Annotated in this window: 12 protein-coding genes and 3 pseudogenes; 7 read left to right on the top strand and 8 right to left on the bottom strand. The window is 69.4% G+C overall.

Annotated features, from left to right (window positions below; translation table 11 throughout):
- A pseudogene (locus A9X03_RS29425) lies at positions 1–899 on the top strand (FHA domain-containing protein); the annotation flags it as partial.
- Here A9X03_RS29425 and A9X03_RS28780 read toward each other — a convergent pair.
- Together A9X03_RS28780 and A9X03_RS22770 are read right to left on the bottom strand one after the other, a co-directional pair.
- Positions 898–1,252: pseudogene (locus tag A9X03_RS28780) on the bottom strand (FHA domain-containing protein); the annotation flags it as partial. The pseudogenes A9X03_RS29425 and A9X03_RS28780 sit on opposite strands and share 2 nt — an antisense overlap.
- A gap of 353 nt (positions 1,253–1,605) precedes the next feature.
- The gene (locus tag A9X03_RS22770; protein WP_068263134.1) at positions 1,606–2,634 is read right to left on the bottom strand and encodes an alpha/beta hydrolase; all 1,029 of its coding nucleotides are present in this window, start codon (positions 2,632–2,634) and stop codon (positions 1,606–1,608) included.
- A 182-nt stretch (positions 2,635–2,816) separates the two neighbouring features.
- Here A9X03_RS22770 and A9X03_RS22765 point away from each other — a divergent pair, with 182 nt between their 5' ends.
- The gene (locus A9X03_RS22765) at positions 2,817–3,662 is read left to right on the top strand and encodes an SDR family NAD(P)-dependent oxidoreductase (RefSeq protein WP_068263118.1); all 846 of its coding nucleotides are present in this window, start codon (positions 2,817–2,819) and stop codon (positions 3,660–3,662) included.
- Positions 3,663–3,677: 15 nt separating this feature from the next.
- Here A9X03_RS22765 and A9X03_RS22760 read toward each other — a convergent pair whose 3' ends face one another.
- From A9X03_RS22760 to A9X03_RS22745, 4 genes are all read right to left on the bottom strand, one after another.
- The gene (locus A9X03_RS22760) at positions 3,678–4,181 is read right to left on the bottom strand and encodes an isoprenylcysteine carboxyl methyltransferase family protein (RefSeq protein ID WP_067750300.1); all 504 of its coding nucleotides are present in this window, start codon (positions 4,179–4,181) and stop codon (positions 3,678–3,680) included.
- A gap of 11 nt (positions 4,182–4,192) precedes the next feature.
- The gene (locus tag A9X03_RS22755; RefSeq protein ID WP_231975441.1) at positions 4,193–5,212 is read right to left on the bottom strand and encodes a type III polyketide synthase; all 1,020 of its coding nucleotides are present in this window, start codon (positions 5,210–5,212) and stop codon (positions 4,193–4,195) included.
- Between the two features lie 199 nt (positions 5,213–5,411).
- Entirely contained in the window at positions 5,412–7,646 is a 2,235-nt protein-coding gene (locus A9X03_RS22750; protein WP_068263116.1) for a molybdopterin-dependent oxidoreductase, read from the bottom strand.
- Between the two features lie 51 nt (positions 7,647–7,697).
- Complete coding sequence (locus A9X03_RS22745) at positions 7,698–8,123, bottom strand: PPOX class F420-dependent oxidoreductase (RefSeq protein ID WP_068263113.1); 426 nt, start codon at positions 8,121–8,123, stop codon at positions 7,698–7,700.
- Between the two features lie 226 nt (positions 8,124–8,349).
- Here A9X03_RS22745 and A9X03_RS22740 point away from each other — a divergent pair, with 226 nt between their 5' ends.
- From A9X03_RS22740 to A9X03_RS22725, 4 genes and pseudogenes are all read left to right on the top strand, one after another.
- Positions 8,350–8,532, top strand: coding sequence for a hypothetical protein (locus A9X03_RS22740; protein WP_068263107.1), 183 nt, complete (start codon positions 8,350–8,352; stop codon positions 8,530–8,532).
- Between the two features lie 45 nt (positions 8,533–8,577).
- A pseudogene (locus A9X03_RS22735) lies at positions 8,578–8,891 on the top strand (nuclear transport factor 2 family protein).
- A gap of 198 nt (positions 8,892–9,089) precedes the next feature.
- Positions 9,090–10,484 (top strand): wax ester/triacylglycerol synthase family O-acyltransferase, encoded by a 1,395-nt coding sequence (locus tag A9X03_RS22730; protein ID WP_068263104.1) that lies wholly within the window; start codon positions 9,090–9,092, stop codon positions 10,482–10,484.
- Positions 10,485–10,502: 18 nt separating this feature from the next.
- Positions 10,503–11,375: an alpha/beta fold hydrolase gene (locus tag A9X03_RS22725; protein WP_197696129.1), complete on the top strand. Its 873-nt coding sequence runs from the start codon at positions 10,503–10,505 to the stop codon at positions 11,373–11,375.
- Between the two features lie 79 nt (positions 11,376–11,454).
- Here A9X03_RS22725 and A9X03_RS22720 read toward each other — a convergent pair whose 3' ends face one another.
- Complete coding sequence (locus A9X03_RS22720; protein ID WP_068263102.1) at positions 11,455–11,940, bottom strand: nuclear transport factor 2 family protein; 486 nt, start codon at positions 11,938–11,940, stop codon at positions 11,455–11,457.
- 358 nt (positions 11,941–12,298) lie between these two features.
- Between A9X03_RS22720 and A9X03_RS22715 the strand changes: the two genes are divergently transcribed.
- Positions 12,299–16,789 carry an HAD-IC family P-type ATPase gene (locus tag A9X03_RS22715; protein WP_068263098.1) on the top strand — a complete coding sequence of 1,497 codons (4,491 nt, stop codon included), beginning with the start codon at positions 12,299–12,301 and terminating at the stop codon, positions 16,787–16,789.
- Between the two features lie 5 nt (positions 16,790–16,794).
- Here the strand turns inward: A9X03_RS22715 and A9X03_RS22710 are convergent, their stop codons facing one another.
- Complete coding sequence (locus tag A9X03_RS22710) at positions 16,795–17,388, bottom strand: PaaI family thioesterase (RefSeq protein WP_068263151.1); 594 nt, start codon at positions 17,386–17,388, stop codon at positions 16,795–16,797.
- Between the last annotated feature and the right edge of the window lie 484 nt (positions 17,389–17,872).

The raw sequence follows: 17,872 nt of genomic DNA, 5'->3' as shown, positions 1-17,872 counted from the left end.
TCGAGGTGGGCCGCCACCAGGGGACGGCCGGCCGGCCGCCGCTGACGACGTCGATACCGATCGTCAACCCGGCCACCGCGGCGAGCCCGCCGGCCCCGCACGGCCAGCCCACCGGCGCATCATGGCCCGGCCAGCCCCAGCAGTCGCCGTCGGCCTCCTTCCGCCAGCCCACGCATCTGCCCAGCGGACCACAGCCCGTCCCCCCGAGCGGTCCCACGCCGATGCATCCGCCCAGCGGGTCGATGCCGAGTTACCCGTCGGGCCCGCAGCCGCGACACCCGACCGGTGGCCAACCGGCGGCCCCGCCCAGCGGCCCGCAACACGCCCCCCAGATCTACCGCACACCGCCGAATATGCCGCCCCCGCAAGCTGGCGGCCCGGAGACGAGCCGCGTCGCCGGTGACGCCTCGAACCTGGCGACGTCGATGATGAAGATCCTGCGGCCGGGCAAGGCCGGGCTGGAGTCGACGCCGGGCGCGATCAAGATCGGCCGCGCCAACGACAACGACATCGTCATCCCCGAGGTGCTGGCCTCGCGCCACCACGCCACCCTGATCCCGACGCCGCACGGCACCGAGATCCATGACAACCGCAGCATCAACGGCACCTTCGTCAACGGGGCGCGGGTCGATTCGGCCGTGCTGCACGACGGCGACGTCGTCACCATCGGCAACATCGACCTCGTCTTCGCCGGGGGCACGCTGGCCCGCCGCGACGAGAGCGCGACCGCGACCCGCACCGGCGGCCTGGACGTGCGCGGCGTGACCTGGACGATCGAGAACAACAAGACACTGCTGGACGACATCTCGCTGGGCGCGCAGCCGGGCACGCTGACGGCCGTGATCGGACCCTCGGGCGCGGGCAAGTCGACGTTCGCCCGCCTGGTGGCCGGGTTGACGATCGGTATCGACGTCGTCAGCGGCGGCCGGCCGGCCGTCCCCTGGTGGCGGCCCACCTCGAAGGTCAGGGCGGGGCCGTCCGGATTGCCGATGTTGACGCGTAGGCCGTCCTGGATGTCGACCGTGGGCACACGCTGATGGTTGACGAATAACCCGTTGAGGCTGCCGTTGTCGACGGCGACCCATCGGCCCTGGTCGAACCGGACGATCAGATGGGTGCGGGAGATCAGCGGATGCGCGACGCGGACGTCGGCGCGAAGGTCACGCCCGATCGCTACGTCGTTGCCCGCGGCGAACGTGCGCTCGGCTCCCTCGTACCGCACCGTCAACACGGGTGGGGTTGGTCGGCTCATCACGACCAACTGTATCGGCAGCCGCGCGGATCGGGACCCCGAATCTCTACCGGACCCGCGCCACCCGGCGCAGCGCCAGTTTTCGACGGGTGGCTGGCGGGCGACCCGCCGTTCACGCCGGAGAGCGGCGATGGTTTCCCCGACGACGTTTCGATCGCCGACGGCGTGGCACCGCGGCTCGCCACCACAGACGCTCCGCCGGGCGGCGATCCGGAGAGTGGCCCACCGCGACAGCAGGCCCGGCCCGACGGGCCGTGACAGCGTGAACCGACTGTGATCGATCCCGGCGATGGTGAACAGGTGGCCCGGCGGTCCATCATTTGAATTGCGGCGCAGCCGCTTTCAGCAGCGTGTCAGCCAGCGACCGCGTGCAGGTCGCGGCGCCAGGACTGGGGCGCCGCGGTGACTTCCTTGATGAATTTTCCGATGTGTCCAATGGCCCGCCTGCCCTCGGGCAGGATGTCGGCCGCCAGCGGGAAGTCGTGAATCTGTCCGTCCCACAGATGCAGGTCGCACGGAATTCCACTGGCTTCCAAGCGCTTTGCCATGAGTTCGGCGTCGGGCAGGAGCAATTCGTCTGAGCTGGCGTGGATGGTGACCGGCGGCAAGTCGGACAGGTCGGCGTCCACCGGTGAGGCCACGGTGGACTCCTCGCGCCCGTCCACCAGCTGCGCCTGGCTGAGGTATTGCGCGAACATCGACAGCGCGCCGCGGGTGAACATCGAGCACCGGCGCGCGTTGCGGTGCCTCAGCTTTCGGCCCGGATCAGCGTCGGTGAACGGCGAGATCGTGGCGATGCCGGCGGGCCGCATCAGCTCGCTGCTGATGGCCAGCAGCGTGGTCATGAACGCCAGGTACCCCCCGGCGGAGTCGCCTGCCACGACCACCCGGTCGCCGTCGAAGCCGCGATCTTGCAGCCAGCGAAGGCCGCTCATCCCGTCCTCGATCGCGTCGGTGATCTGATGGTTGGGCAACTTTCGATACCCGACCGTGAGAACTGCGGCGTCCGCGGCCTTGGAAAGGCGCGTGACGACCGACCGGTGGGTGTTGAGACCGCAAGTGAGGAAGGCGCCGCCGTGCAGATACAGAATCGCGCGATCAGTCGAGGCACCCGGCGCGCAAACCCACTCGGCCGCGCAGTTTTCCAGCCGGACCGGTTCGATCTTCGCCGAGATGCCGAACCGCGGCAGCAATCCCGCCAAGCCATCGACGTATTCGAACGGCCAGTGCAAGTTGGGGGTAAAAGCCCACGCGCGCACCGTGGTTTTCACGATCAGCCTGCTGGCCAACGCGACCGCGAACGACTGCGGGCTATGGCGATGGTGGACTCGCCGCTTCATTGCGCCACTTGGCAATAAGCGATGCGGATCGGTGCTCACCATTGCGCTCCCTCCTAAGTGCGCACCGAATACCCGCCCTGGGGCGCGAATAACTTCAGGTGAAGGCGGCACGAATGTTGGCTACATCACGGTTTACCACCCGTGTCCGGTGGGTATAAAGCGACATTCTGCGATTCCCGGCCCGGGCATCGACCAGCTTCGCCCGGTGGCCCAAGATATGAACAATGAAGGACGAAACGCGCGCTGACGCGCTGCTCGGCGACCGCGTCGCGGTGGTCACAGGCGGTGGCGGCGGCATCGGTGCGGCGACCGCGCGGCTGTTCGCCCACCAGGGCGCACATGTGGTCATCGTCGACATCGACGGCGGGCTTGCGGCACGGACCGTCGACGAGATCGCCGCCGCGGGTGGGTCGGCGGTGGCGGTGGTCACGGACGTCCGCGACGCTGCGGCGGTCGACGACATGGCGCGATCGGTGCTGGATCGCTACGGCCGGGTGGACGCGCTGGTGAACAACGTCGGTCACTGGCTGCGCCATCCGGGGAACTTCGCCGACACCGATCCCCAGCTCTGGGACGAGCTGTACCGCATCAACCTGCACCACGTCTTCCTCGTCACCCACGCGTTCCTGCCCGCGATGGTCGCCCGCCGGGCCGGCGCGATCGTCAACGTGTCCTCCGTCGAGGGGCTGCGCGGTTACCCCGAGGATCCGGTCTATGCCGCGTTCAAGGCCGCGGTCATTCAGTTCACCCGAAGCCTCGCGGTTCAGGTGGGCGGGCATGGGGTGCGGGTCAACGCGATTGCGCCCGACGTCACCGAATCCCTGCAGGTGCCCTACTCGCAGTGGCTGTCTCACGAGGAACAGGCCCAGTGGCCCCAGTGGGTTCCGGTCGGCCGGATGGGCGAGCCCGAGGACCAGGCCCGCGTGATCTTGTTCCTGGCCTCGGATTTGTCCGCATTCGTCACCGGCCACACCATTCCGACCGACGGCGGTACCGGCGCGGCGGGCGGGTGGTTCCGCTCGTCGCGCCGGCCCGACCGGGAATGGACGAATCGGCCCATCGCGCCGTGATCGCCGAAGCAGTCCTCACACCAAGCCCAATGCGGCGTTCTCCGCACGGATCCGCACCCTGAGCACGATCGCGTTCGCGATGCTGAACGCGATCGCCGTGAGCCACGCCGAGTGAACGAGCGGCAGCGCCGCCACCTCCGCAGCGACCGCCGCGTAATTCGGGTGGCGTACCCAGCGATACAGCCCGTCGCGGACCAACGGCGCGCCCGGGATGACGATCAGCCTCGGGTTCCAATGCCTGCCGAGCACGGCCACGCAGCGCCAGCGCACCACCGTGCTGAGCACCACGACGGTGAGCATCGGCCACCCCAGCCACGGGATGAACGGCCGGGCGAGGGCCCAGGTCTCCACGACGCACGAGGCCAGCAGCAGGGTGTGCATACTGACCATCGCCGGGTAATGGTCACGGCCGAACTCCTTGCCGCCATGGGCCAGTGACCATTTGGTGTTTCGTTGCGACACTGCCAGCTCGACCAGACGTTCCGCGCCGACGGCCAGGATGAATAGGTAGTAGTACATGGTCTCGCCCCTCACCACTGCAGCAGGAGCAGCTCGAAGCTGAAACCCGGCCCCATCGCCAGCATGACGCCGTACGACCCTGCGGCCGGCGGTTCCGCGAGGGTCCGGCGCAACACGTCGAGCACCGACACGGAGGAGACGTTCCCGTTGTCCCGCATCGACTCTCGGCTGTGAACCATGGCCTCCGGCGGTAGGTCCAGGGCCTCCTCGATCGAGTCGAGCACCTTGGGGCCGCCGGGATGACACACCCAGGTGGCGATGTCCGCGAGCGACAACCCGTGGTCGGCGAGGAAACCGTCGACCTCGCCCCTCAGATAGGTTTCGGCCATCTTCGGGACGTCGCGCGACATCACGAGCTGGAATCCGCTGGAGCCGACGTTCCACCCCATGACGTCGACCGTCTCCGGAACCACGCGGCTGCGGGTGGCGAGCACCCGCGGACCGGCTTTGCCGTTCAACGGGTTTCGATCTGACCCCGCGGCGACGATCGCGGCGGCGCCGTCGCCGAACAGGGACACCCCGATCAGCGCGGGGATCGAGGTATCGTCCCGCTGCAGCGTGAGGGAACACAACTCGACCGACAGCAGCACCGCCACGTCGCGAGGGTAGCCATGCAGGTAGTCGTGGACGCGCGCCATCCCGGCCGCGCCGGCCACACAGCCGAGGCCGAACAGCGGGACGCGTTTGACGTTGGGCCGCAGCCCGATTCGGGTCATCAGCCGCGCGTCGATGGTGGGCACCGCGATGCCGGTGCTCGATACCACGACAATGGTGTCCACCTCGTGCGGTTCGATGCCAGCTTCTTCCAACGCCGAACGTATCGCGCGCTCGCCGAGGTCGACGGCGACCTCGAGGTAGGCGTCGTTCGCCTCGGTGAACCCGCTCAGCCGCGGGTAGCGCGAGAGCGGTAGCGCCAGGCTGCGCTGGTCGACCCCCGTTGTCTGCGCGAAACGCAGGAACCTCGGGTCGGTGAATTCGGTTAATTCCCTGGCGACTTCGTCCTGCTTGTAGCGGTGTGGGGTGAAGGCCACCGCGGCCCCGGCGATATGCGGTGCGCCGCGTCCACGCTGAGCGGCCCCGCTGGGGGAAGTGAGATGTGTTGTTGCAGTCATGCCTATGCCGACGGGCGGCCCCACCGGGCGGTTCAGATAAAGGCGGTCGGCGTGAGATGAACCACAGACCGGCGCCTGCCGTTAACCAAGCGATAGGGGGATGAGGGGTAGCACGAATTCAGTGTTTCTGTGCGGGACGGAATCGGGCCTGATCGTCGATGATCGTCACCGGTATGCCGTTGAGCGCGCCGTTGCCCGACGGCTCGTCGATAAACGTCGGCGGGGAAAGCACATTCGTGTTCGCTCCCGGCGATCCGTTGGCCACCGCCATGCGGGTGCCCGGCTTGCCATGCCCCCAGCCGTGCGGCATCGACACCACGCCCGGTTTGATCGCTTCGGTGACCTCGACGGGCACCTTGATCTCGCCGGCCGCCGATTTGACGGTGACGACGTCATTGTCCGTGACGCCGCACCTGGCCGCGTCGTCGGGATGAATCAGCAACGTGCACCGGTCCTTTCCCTTCATCAGCGCGGGCACGTTGTGTAGCCAGGTGTTGTTCGAGCGAAGGTGCCGGCGGCTCACCAGAACCAGCGGCTCGGCCGGTCGTTCCATTCTGGCGGCCAGCCGCGGTAGGTCATCGAGAAGGTACTGCGGCGCCAACCGGATCTTCTTGTCGGGTGTCCCCAGGATGTCCGGGAGTTGCGGCACCATCGGTCCGAAGTCGATGCCGTTGGGGTTGGCCTTGAGCAGATCCAGCGTCAACCCGCCGGGATTCTTGCCGTACTGGTCCCCGAACGGTCCGGTTCGCAGCGTCAGGTCCAGCATGCGCTCGGGGCCACCATGCTCGTACAGCTTGCGGATCTCCGCACCGTCGAGGCCTTGGGTGAATGCCAGGTAATCGAAGAACCCGTCGTCGATCGTGGCGACGTCGACATCTTCGGCCGGCGTGCCGGCGCACAGGCCGGTGAGGCGGATCAGGATCTCCCATTCGTGCGGGCGGTCGCCCGGATCGAACACGGGCGGCGAGTAATTCGCGATGCTGTGGATCGCGAAGAGCAGGATGAGATCGTCGTGGTGCGGTTGCTCGAGCGGCGACAGGCCGGGCAGGATCACGTCGGCGTGCCGCGTCGTCTCGTTGAGCCAGAGGTCAACGGAGATCATCGCTTCCAGCATCGGCAGCACCTCGTCGAGCTTGTCGCCGCCGGGCGTGGACAACACCGGGTTGCCCGCGACCGTGATCAGCGCCTTGAGTTGCCCGTCGCCCGGGGTGGCGATCTCCTCGGCCATGCAGGACACCGGGGCCTGGCCCAGCACCTCCTTCGCCCCGCGCACGCGGGTGTGCCAGCGGCCGAATTCCGGGAGACCGCCCTCGAGGCCGGGCAGCGGCTGAGTGGTGATCGACCAGGCCGCCGGCTTTGGGAACATCGCTCCCCCGGGTACGTCGAAATGCCCGGTCAGGATGTTGACGACGTCGACCAGCCAGCTGGCCAGGCTGCCGAACTCCTGATTGCACAACCCGATTCGGCCGTACACCACCGACCTTTCGGTCCCGGCGAGCTCGCGGGCCAGACGCCGGATCCGGTCCTCGGCGATGCCCGTGACCGCGCTGACGCGCTCCGGTGGCCAATCCGCGGCGACCCGCCGCATCGTGTCGACGCCGTCCACGTGCGGCCCGGGATGGATCAGGTCTTCGTCGAACAGGGTGTGCGCCACCGCCAGCAACAGCGCGGCGTCGGTACCCGGCACGATCGGAAGCCATTCGTCGGCCCGGGCCGCCGTCTGCGTGCGGACCGGGTCGATCACAATGACCTTGCCGCGCTTGCGGATCCCCTCGATCAGGCCCATCACGTCGGGCGCGGCCAGCAGCGACCCCTGCGACGCGGCGGGGTTGGCGCCCATGATGACCATCAGATCGGTGCGTTCGATGTCGGGGACGGGGAAGTTCCACCAGAGGCCGTACATCAGATGCGACGACAAATTCTTCGGCCACTGGTCGACGGTGCCCGGCGAATACGTGACCGGCATCCCCGACATCCCCATCAGCACGCCCGCGTAGCGGGCGAGGGAAAACGAGTGCGCCAGCGGGTTGCCGGTGTAGGCGGTGACCGCCCCGATCCCGTACTTGGAGATCACGGGCGTCAGCAACTCGGTGCAGCGGCGAAACGCCGCGTCCCAGCTCACCTCGCGCCATTCGCCGTCGACCTTGATCATGGGCCGGCGGATGCGGTCGGGGTCGTCGTGCAGCGCGGCAAGTGAGACGCCCTTCGGGCAGATGTGCCCGCGGCTCCACACGTCGTCGCGGTTGCCCCGGATGCTGGTTACCTTGCCGCCGTCGACGTGAATGTCCAAGCCGCACATGGCTTCACAGAGGGGGCAGGTCCGCAGGTGCCTGCCGTCTTCGCCCGTCTTCACCCACCCACTGTATTCCGCTACCGACCGTCGCGGAAGTCCCAAAATTCGGGGTCAGGCCGCCCAGGGGCCGATGCCGCCGACCCTGTCGATGCGAATGCGGGTCAGGAACCCGGGCGGCGCGCCGTCCGGCGGGAACTTGGTACTCGGGTCGCCCAGAATCGGGTTGAGTTGGGCGAGAAGCTCGGGTGCGCCGCCCTCGACGATCCGTGCGGTCCCGGCGATCGAGAGGTAGGGCCGCATTCCGGTGTGCGCCCCGTCGAGCGACACGATGGTGACGGCCACCCGGGGGTCGTTGCGGACGTTGCGAACTTTCTTGTGAGCGGCCAGGTGCGCGGTGACGAGTTCGTCCCCGTCGGGGGTGGACTGCAAGGCGACCCACACCAGGCTGACTTGGGGGCTGCCGTCGGGGTTCAGGGTCACCAGGGTGGCGTCGGCGCCCCTGCCAATGAGGTCGCGGGCGGCGTCATTGAGTTCCATGCGTTGTTCTACGGCCCCGGGCCGGGATTCATTCCCGCATGCGGAATAAGCGGCGCCGAACGCCGCGTTCCCGATCCCATAGCCGATCTTCTATGCACATTTGAATTTGGCCAGTTGGCTGTACAAGTGCGAGGCGGCGGTCCTAGCGTCGACGCCAGAAACTCGTCGGGAAGGGAGCTGGCTCGTTGAGCACCGAACCGGGTCCCGCGCGCCATCGGTATGCGCGATGAGCGATCCTCAACACCCCTCGGGCATCGAGTATCTCCGCGCCGCAGTCCTTGATCGACTGGACGCGCAGCCGTTCGAGGACTGGTCCCCCGCGCTGCTGCGCGCCCTGATCGCGATCTTCGACCTGAACGGCGTGACACCTTCCGACCGCCTCGGTTTTCGGCCCCACATCGTGAAGTAGCGGTTGCGCTTTCGCGTATTAGGCTGCGCCCGAGGAGTCACGACGGTGGAGAACTGGGAATTGGTGGCGCGCGAGCGGATCCGCGACACCCTGGCGCGATACAACTGGGCGGGTGACGCCGGCGACGTGGCGGGCCTCGCCGAGACGTTCTGCGCCGACGGCGTCCTGGAGATTCGCGGCCTCGAGCCGCTGCTCGGCCGTACTTCACGGTGTTCACCCACGCCGGCCTTGACCATTTCGGCCGGTACCGCGACATGTTGGTGCCCGACGGCGACGCCTGGCTGATCAGGCATCGCAAGGTGTCGACCGACTGGGCCGCCCCCGACTCGGCCATGGCGAGGCGGTCGGCGCGCGGCTGAGTCCTGCGCCCCGGTGAACACCGGTGGCGATTTCGTTGAATGTCTCGCTCACATGTTTGCCTGAGACGGCGAAACGGCTACAGATAGAAATCACACCTAGAGATTGCGGTCGACCCTGATTGCGTTCGCCGGTGGGGCCCGGCGCTGACCAGAGGTCATGTGACCAGCGGTCAGAGCACACAAACGGGACGAGCGGATATGCAACGACTCAGTGGATTAGACGCGTTCTTCCTCTACCTCGAATCACCGACGCATCCGCTCAATGTTTGCTGCATCCTGGAGCTGGACCCGGCTCACGTCCCGGGCGGCTACACCTTCGGACAGTTTCGGGACGCGCTGGCGGCGCGGGTGGACGCGGTGCCCGAATTCCGTCTCAAGCTGGCGGACAACCAGCTGAACTTCGATCACCCAGTCTGGGTCGACGACGACCGTTTCGACCTCGCACGCCACCTGCAGCGGGTCGCCCTGCCGGCGCCCGGAGGATCGAGGGAGTTAGCGGAGATCTGCGGGCACGTCGCCGGGCTGGCGCTGGACCGCGATCGCCCGCTGTGGGAGATGTGGGTCATCGAGGGGCTGCACGGCGGTGACGCGCTCGCCGTCGTCCTCAAGGCCCACCACGCGGTGGTCGACGGGATCGGCGGGGCCAATCTGCTGGCCCAGTTGTGCAGCACCGCGCCGGACGCCCCGGCCCCGAAGCCCGCCGCCCGTTCCGGCGGGGCGCATCCCCTGCAGATCGCCGCGTCCGGACTGATCGGCGCCGGACTGCGGCCGTGGCGCCTGGCCAAGGTGGTGCCGGCAACCGCGCTGACGCTGGCGCAAACGCTGCTGCGGGCCCGCGGCGGCGGGCAGACCATGGCCGCCCCGTTCGCGGCGCCGCCGACGTCGTTCAACGGCCCCTTCACGCGGCGCCGCAACGTCGCCTTGACCACCCTTGACCTCGATGACGTCAAGACGGTCAAGAACAGGTTCGGCGTCACCGTCAACGACGTGGTGACCGCCCTGTGCGCGGGCGCGTTGCGGCAATTCCTGGTGGACCGCGACGAGCTGTCCGACAGCCCGTTGGTGGCCAGCGTGCCGGTTTCGGTGCGGGGCAAGTCCGACCGGCCGGGCCGCAACCAGACCACGTGGATGCTGTGCCGGCTGGAGACCCATATCGAGGATCCGGCCGAACGGCTGAGGCGCATCGCTCAGGGCAACGCCGCGGCCAAGGACCACGCCGCCGCCATGGGGTCCAGCCTGCTGCAGGACTGGACGCAAGTGGCCGGACAGACCATGTTCGGCACGGCGAAGAAGCTGCTGCCCCGGATACCGCTGCCCGATAAACCGCCGCACAACCTGGTGCTGTCCAACGTGCCCGGACCGCAGGAACAGCTCTACTTCATGGGCTGCCGGGTCGACGCCATGTATCCGCTCGGCCCGATCATCGGCGGCGCCGCACTCAACATCACGGTCATGTCGCTCAACGGCCGCCTGGGCATCGGCCTCATCTCCTGCCCCGACCTGGTTGCCGACCTCTGGGACCTCGCCGACACCTTTCCCGCAGCGCTCAAAGAGCTGCTGAATTGCAGTGAATCGAGCCACCAGCAGAGCTGACCGCCACGCCATGGCAAGGTGACACCCGTGGCAGACACCGTTACCCAGCAAGACCTGCGCGAAATCAGCACTCCCAAAGGCGCTTTGCGCTACTACGACTGCGGCCCGCAATCCGGCCCGGTGTTGCTGTTCCTGCACGGCTCCGGACCGGGCGTCACCGGGTGGCGCAACTTCCGCGGCATACTCCCCGCGTTCGCCGAGCGATTCCGCTGCCTGATCCTGGAGTTTCCCGGGTTCGGCGTCAGCGACGACTTCGGCGGTCACCCGATGGTGACCGCGTTCGGCACCGTGCAGCCCTTCCTGGACGCGCTTGGCGTCCAGCGGGTGCACATCGTCGGGAACTCGATGGGCGGCGGCGTCGGCATCAACTTCGCCACCCACAACCCGGACCGCGTCGACCGGTTGGTCACCATCGGCGGCATCGGGACCAACATCTTCAGCCCGAGCCCCAGCGAGGGCATCCGGCTGCTGCAGGAGTTCGTCGAGGATCCCACCCGGCAACGCCTGGTCGACTGGCTGAAATCGATGGTCTACGACCAGGCGCTGATCACCGAGGAGCTGGTCGAGGAACGCTGGGAGCTCGCCACCGACCCGGACACGCTGGCCGCCGCGCGCCGCATGTACGGCAAAGCGGCCTTCGGCGCGATGAACGCCGCGATGGCCGCGTCCGACCGGCCGATGCCGTGGGCCGTCATGCACAAGCTGACCGCGCCGACCCTGCTGACCTGGGGGCGCGACGATCGCGTGAGCCCGCCGGACATGGCGCTGATTCCGATGCGCACCATCCCGAATGCGGAGCTGCACATCTTTCCGAACTCCGGGCACTGGGCGATGATCGAGGCCAAGGAGGCGTTCGAGAGCACCGTGCTGGCGTTTCTCTCTAGGGTCTAGAGCGGCGATCGCGAGCGCGGCGAAGCCGGGCGATGCGGGTCGCCGCCATCGGGCCGGCGATCGCGAGCGCGGCCGAATCTCACTCCGCCGCGACCGACCCCGCCAGGCCCGCGGTCAGCAACGCGTGGGCGGCGGGATTGCCGTCCAGAATTCGGCTGGTCCGCGCACCGATCCGCCATTGCCCGCCGACCCGGACCAGCTCGAAATGGTTTGCGGTGCAACGCCATACGCGATATCCGTCGCCGTCGCGGATCAGTACCAGGGACTCACACAGTGCCACCGCCGAATCGCCGCTGACGGTGACGACGCACGGCCCCAGGAAGTGACAGCACCCCTTGGCCACCAGCTTCTGGTGGGCCGACGACTCGACCATGGCGTGCACGGCGGCCCGGCCCTCCATGCGCCAGCCGTCGACGTCGTAGCTGCCGTCGCTCGCCCACAGTCCCGCAGTGGCCTCGGCATCCCCGGCGTCCACCGCAGGACCGTACGAGGCGATCAGGCGGGCGATGTCGCGCTCGTCCTCGAGTCGGCGCAGCCGCGCGGACAGCTCGTCGATGTCACTCATGGTTGCTCCTCATCGCCGGGATCGCGGCGGCCGGCCGCTGCTGATCCCCCACACGTTAGGACGCACGGCTAGACCATCGAGGGCGTACCGGCTTCCCTCCGCTGCGTGGGTAACCACCTCGGCCCATTGGGGTTTGCTCAATCTGCGAATCAGGCGGCCCGAACATTTTGATCGAGCGGCCCTAACAGCCGCGATCACTTGTTACATGTTCTTTACCCGTACCCGTCTCAAGTTGCTGGGTCCTTGACCCCGGGTTAGGTTGGTCGGGTTTGCAGTCGTCGGCCAGCGTCGGTCGGCGGCATTCCCTCGCGAATAACCGCGAAGCAACCATTCGTCTTGTGCTTGAAAGGGGTTGCGCGTGCGACAGCTTTCGCCGCTGCGGGTCATCTCGACGGGGCTCGGGGCCGCCGCGGGACTTGGCGACGCGGCCGCCAAGTTGGCCGCCGCCGGCCTTGACGTCGCCACGCTGCCCGTCCGCGTGGGCGCAAAGGTGCTCGCCGGTGACGTTTCTCGCTCCACGCTGAGCCGGCGGTGCGGGCGCGGCGAGGGCCGCCTGTGGATCGAGGTGCGCGGCGTCGACGGTATGAGCGGGGCGGCGCGTGGTCGCGCCGTCGTTGCCGCGCTGCGGGCCCAGCCCGGCGTCACCCGGGTCAGCCTGAACCGTCCGTTGTCGCGAGCCGTTGTCGAGATCGACGACGACGCGGCATCGCTCGACGACCTCTGCTCGGTGCTCGACGACCTCGAAAAGGATTACGGGACAAGCGACTCAACGCGGCCTGACAGCCTGCCCGGCGACGGGTTGCTGTTGGTCACGCGCGGCGCGATGGTCGCCGTCAACGCCGCCGGGTTCGCGGTCGCGGTCGCCGGCCGGGCGTTGCGGTTGCCGGCTGCGCCGATCGCCGTCGAGGCCGTGTCGGCGATCGCGAATCACCAACCGTGGCTGCGTCGCGCGCTCGAGGGCGGGATCGGCCCCGGCGCAACGGACACCGCATTGTCGGTGTTCAGCACCGCCGCACATGTCGTCACGTTGTCACCGGCGAAGCTGTCCGTCGACCTGGCGATGCAAGGTTTCAAGGCCGCCGAGTCCCGTGCCGCCGCTCGGGCATGGGCCCGCTATGAGCCGGAATTGGCCCGGCATGCCGACGAATCGGAACTGCACCACTTGCCGCGCGCGGTTCCCGCCCCGGCCGGCCCGATCGAACGTCATGGGAAGCGCGTCGCGTGGGCCCAGCTGATCGGTGTCGGCCTGACGGGGGGGCTCACGCGCAACGTCACCATGGCGTCCAACGCCGCGCTGGCGACCTCGCCGAAGGCGATGCGCACCACGCACGAGGCGTTCGCCACCACCCTCGGGCGCGGCCTGGCCGACCGGCACGCGGTGCTACCCCTGCGGCCCGAAAGCCTGCGGCGGCTCGACAAGGTCGATGCGGTGCTGATCGATCCCCGCGTGCTGTGCGACGCCCAGATGCGGGTGGTTCGCGTCCGCGGCGCCCGCGACGACGACATGCTGACGGCCTGGGCCCGTGCGCAGGCGCTGCTCGACGAGGGCCCGGCCCCGGGCTGGCACCGCAGTCCCGTGGACGCCACCGACGGAGGGGACGGCGGCGATGCCGTCGAGGCGCTCATCGCCCCGGCCCCACACCCGCTCGCGGCGGCGCTGATCACCCGCGCGCGCGACTCCGGGGCGCGCCTGGTGTCGGTCGACACCGACCTGCTCGGTGACCTGCGTCCCGCCTTCGACGACGTCCACCCGGTCGGCGGCGGCGACATCGACGGCGCCCTCGCCGATGCGGTGTCCGCGCTGCAACGGGACGGGCACACCGTCGCGGCGCTGTCCTCTGCTGGCGCGCAGGCCCTTTCGGGCGCCGACGTGGCGCTGGGTATCAGGCCGGGCGCCGATGCCCCGCCGCCCTGGAACGCCGACCTGATGCTCGACGACCTGGCCGGAGCGTGGCGGGTGCTGCATGCGCTACCGGCGGCCAGGAGGGCGAGCCAGCAGGGCATCGCGATCTCGGTGGGCGCCTCGGCGCTGGGCGCGTTGTTCATGGTGCCCGGGGTGCGCAGGTTGCGCGGACCGGGCCCGGTGACCATCGGCGCCGTCGCGGGGCTGCTGTCGGGATACCTGTTGGCGCTCGGCACGATTCGCACACCCGTGCCCCGGCCGGCGCCGGCGTTCGAGTGGCACGCGATGTCGGCGGAGCGGGCCCGCGAAGTGCTGGCGTCGCTGCGCGACCCCGACGAGCCCGCCGCCGCAGCGGATCCCGAGCAAGACGGCGCGGGGTTCCCCGCCGCGGCGTGGGAATTCGCCAGGGCCGCCTTCGCCGAGCTGACCGGTGACCCGTTGACACCAATCCTCGGATTGTGCTCGGCGGCCACCGCGGTGCTGGGGTCGCCGACCGACGCGGTACTGGTCGGCACGGTGCTGACCGGGAACGCGTTACTGTCGACGGCCCAACAGCTTCGGGCCGAGAACCGGCTGAACCGCCTGCTTGCTCAGCAGACCCCGCCGGCCCGCGTGGTCACCGAGGAGCCCGGCGACGCACGCGGCTACCGAGAAGTCGTCATCGAGCAGCTGCGGCCCGGCGACGTGATCGAGGTACGCAGCGACGAGGTGGTGCCCGCCGACGCCCGAGTGATCGAAGCGCACGACCTCGAGGTCGACGAATCCTCGCTGACCGGTGAATCCCTTTCGGTTCAGAAGCAGGTCGAGGCGACGCCCGGGGCCGAACTGGCCGAGCGCCGCTGCATGATCTACGCCGGCACCACCGTGGTGGCCGGCACCGCGGTCGCGCTGGTCACCGCCGTCGGGGCCGACACCCAGAGCCGCCGCGCCGCCGAACTGGCGTCGGGCGAACTGCCGACGGTCGGCCTGCACCATCAACTCAGCCAGTTGATGAGCCGCGCCTTCCCGTTCAGCGCGGGCGGCGGCATCCTGGTCGGTGCGCTCGGCCTGCTGCGCGCCGGCGGCCTGCGCCAAGCCCTCGGCAGCGCCATCGCCGTCGCCGTGGCGGCCGTGCCCGAGGGCATGCCGCTGATGGCCACCCTCGCCCAGTCCGCTTCGGCCCAGCGGCTGGGCGAATGCGGTGCGCTGGTGCGGGTGCCGCGCGCGGCCGAGGCGCTCGGCCGCGTCGAGGTGGTCTGCTTCGACAAGACCGGAACGCTGAGCGAGAACCGGCTCCGCGTCGCTGAGGTGCACCCGGCGGCGGGCCATTCCCGCGATGACGTCCTGCGGTGCGCCGCCCAGGCCGCACCGGCGGACGACGGCAACCCGCACGTGCACGCCACCGACGAAGCCATCATCAAGGCGGCCGACGCGGTGGCGGGGTCCGCTCCGCGACCCGGGCCCGACGCGCACCTGCCGTTCCGGTCGGGCCGGGCGTTCTCGGCGTCGGTGACGGGTACCCAGTTGACCGTCAAGGGCGCACCGGAAGTGGTCCTGGCGGCCTGCGGGGAAGCGGGCGGGGAGGCGGACAGCGCGGTCGCGGCCCTGACGACGGCGGGGCTGCGAACGATCGCGGTGGCCCAACGCCGCCTGACCGCGGCGCAGGCGCGAGCGTTGCGCAAAGACCCCGACGGCATCACCGGTTTGTGCGCGACCGGCTTGACGCTCACCGGTTTCCTGGGCCTGTCGGACACCCCGCGCCCAAAGGCGCCCCAACTGCTGGCGGACCTGGCCGCACGCGGCGTCGCGATCCGGCTGATCACCGGCGACCATCCCGTCACCGCCACGGCCATCGCCCGCGAACTGGGGATGTCGGTGAGCGCGGACCAGGTGATCACCGGGTCCGAGTGGAACGCCCTGTCGCGGCACGACCAGCAGGGCGCGGTCTCCGAGCGGGTGATCTTCGCCCGGATGTCGCCCGAGAACAAGGTGCAGGTAGTCCAGACGCTCGAGCGCAGCGGGCGGGTGAGCGCCATGGTCGGCGACGGCGCCAACGACGCCGCCGCCATCCGGGCGGCAAGCGTCGGCGTCGGTGTGGTCGCGCGCGGCAGCGACTCCGCCCATACGACCGCCGACCTGGTCCTCACCGACGGCCGCATCGAGACGCTGGTGGCCGCCATCGACGAGGGACGCCGGCTGTGGCGCGGGGTCCAGGCGGCCGTCGCCGGCCTGCTGGGTGGCAACGCCGGCGAGGTGATTTTCTCGGTCATCGGCACGGCGCTCACCGGAACCTCCCCGCTCAACACCAGGCAGTTGCTGCTGATCAACATGCTCACCGACGCGTTGCCCGGCCCGGCGGTCGCGGTCAGCACGCCGGCGGGGCCCGTGCAACGCGTCGGCCGCGGCATCGACGAAGGCGCCCTCCGACGAACCGTCGCCGCGCGGGGGGCGCTGACCGCCACCGCCGCCACGACGGCCTGGGCGATGGCCTCGGTCACCGGGCTGCCGCAGCGGGCCTCCACCGTCGCTTTGATCTCGTTGGTCGCCGTCGAGCTGGGCCAGACGGTGGTCGATTCGCACGCGCCGTTGGTGCTGCTCACCGCCGCGGGCTCGTTCGCCGCATTCACCGCGATGATCAGCACCCCGGGAATCAGCCAACTCCTGGGCTGCACGCCGGTCGGCCCCCTGGGCTGGGCGCAGGGGCTGGGCACCGCCACGGCCGCCGTCCTCGCCGTCGCCGCCACGAACCGGCTGCGGCAGGGCCGCCGGGACGACGACTCACCGCCCACCGCCGACGACCCCGAACTCGACGAATCCGCCACTGCCCCGCAATCGCCGCAGCACAACGGATCCCGGGCGCCGCACACCGCACTGCTCCAAGCTCCCGCCAAGGCCGCGCGTGCGCTGAGATTGGTGGACCGCGAACAGCATCGGATTTCGGCGGAGGCCGTCACCGATCGGCCGTGAGTCCCTCAGTCACGGTCACCGCGCGGCCTGATGAACACGCCTTCCGCACCGACCGTCATCCCCCGGGCGTCGGTGATCTCCCCCTTCGCGAAGATTTTCACGCCCTCGACGCGGTCGACCCACGCTTGTGCCCGCACCAGACCTAGCGGGGTCCCCCGGACATAGCGCAGCGTGAGCGTGCCGGTATAGGCCGGTCGACCGGGTTCGTGCGCAGTCGCGCCCAGGACGTGGTCGAGGACCAACGCGCACACCCCGCCATGGACGTGTCCTGGCGGGCCTTCGTAAGCGGCGCCCAGCGTGATCTCCGTCCAGACGACACCACCGGCGTCGCGGTGAATGACCAGCGGCGGTGCGACGGGGTTGCGCGCGCCGATCATCACGTTGCCGGAGGCGACGGGTTGTCCATCGGGGGCTTGGCGAACACCGAACGAGCCCGGCATGAGACTTTCGCTCAATTGCTCCACGGCGCAATCGATGTGCGTCTTCGCCGCCGCAACGGTACCGGCGTCGGCCTCGGTGCGGATCGTCACGTCGATCAGCCGGCGAACGGACTGGGCGAGCGGTTGATATGCCGGTGCGCCGCCGCCGTCGGCTCCCATCATTCCCGCCGTCCCTTGCCGCGCGAAGCGCGCAAGCGCGGTGAGCGTTCAGTGAATCGCCCGCTCATGTCGCCTTCTGCGAGAGGCCGGCGAACCCGGCGCCGACCACGACGACGTCGACCGGCTCCGCGCTACTCACAGGCACAGACTGTATGTCCTGTCACCCCGACTGCCCGGGGCCGGTTCCCGGTCACCGGACACTGTGGTGACGTTGTCCCGGCCATCGGGCTCGCGCGTTTTTGGGAGGCAGACGGTTCCTGCGACCCGGGGGCCCGATGTGGCGTGCCAGGCCCGGCCGTGAGCGCCGAATTGTGCATTCAAATCTCACCGCTTTTGCTTCCGCTCATCGGGAACAGCTTCGGCTGAGACACCAACTGCGGTAGACCATTACTAAGCCCCCCAGACGTAAGGACACCAACATGAGCGAGCGGGTACTCGACCGGGTCGTGGCGATGGCGGATCAGTTGCGCGGCCAGGGCCCCGA

Source organism: Mycobacterium sp. E1715, assembly GCF_001667625.1.
Lineage (GTDB): Bacteria > Actinomycetota > Actinomycetes > Mycobacteriales > Mycobacteriaceae > Mycobacterium.
This window is presented reverse-complemented; position numbering and strand designations above follow the sequence as displayed.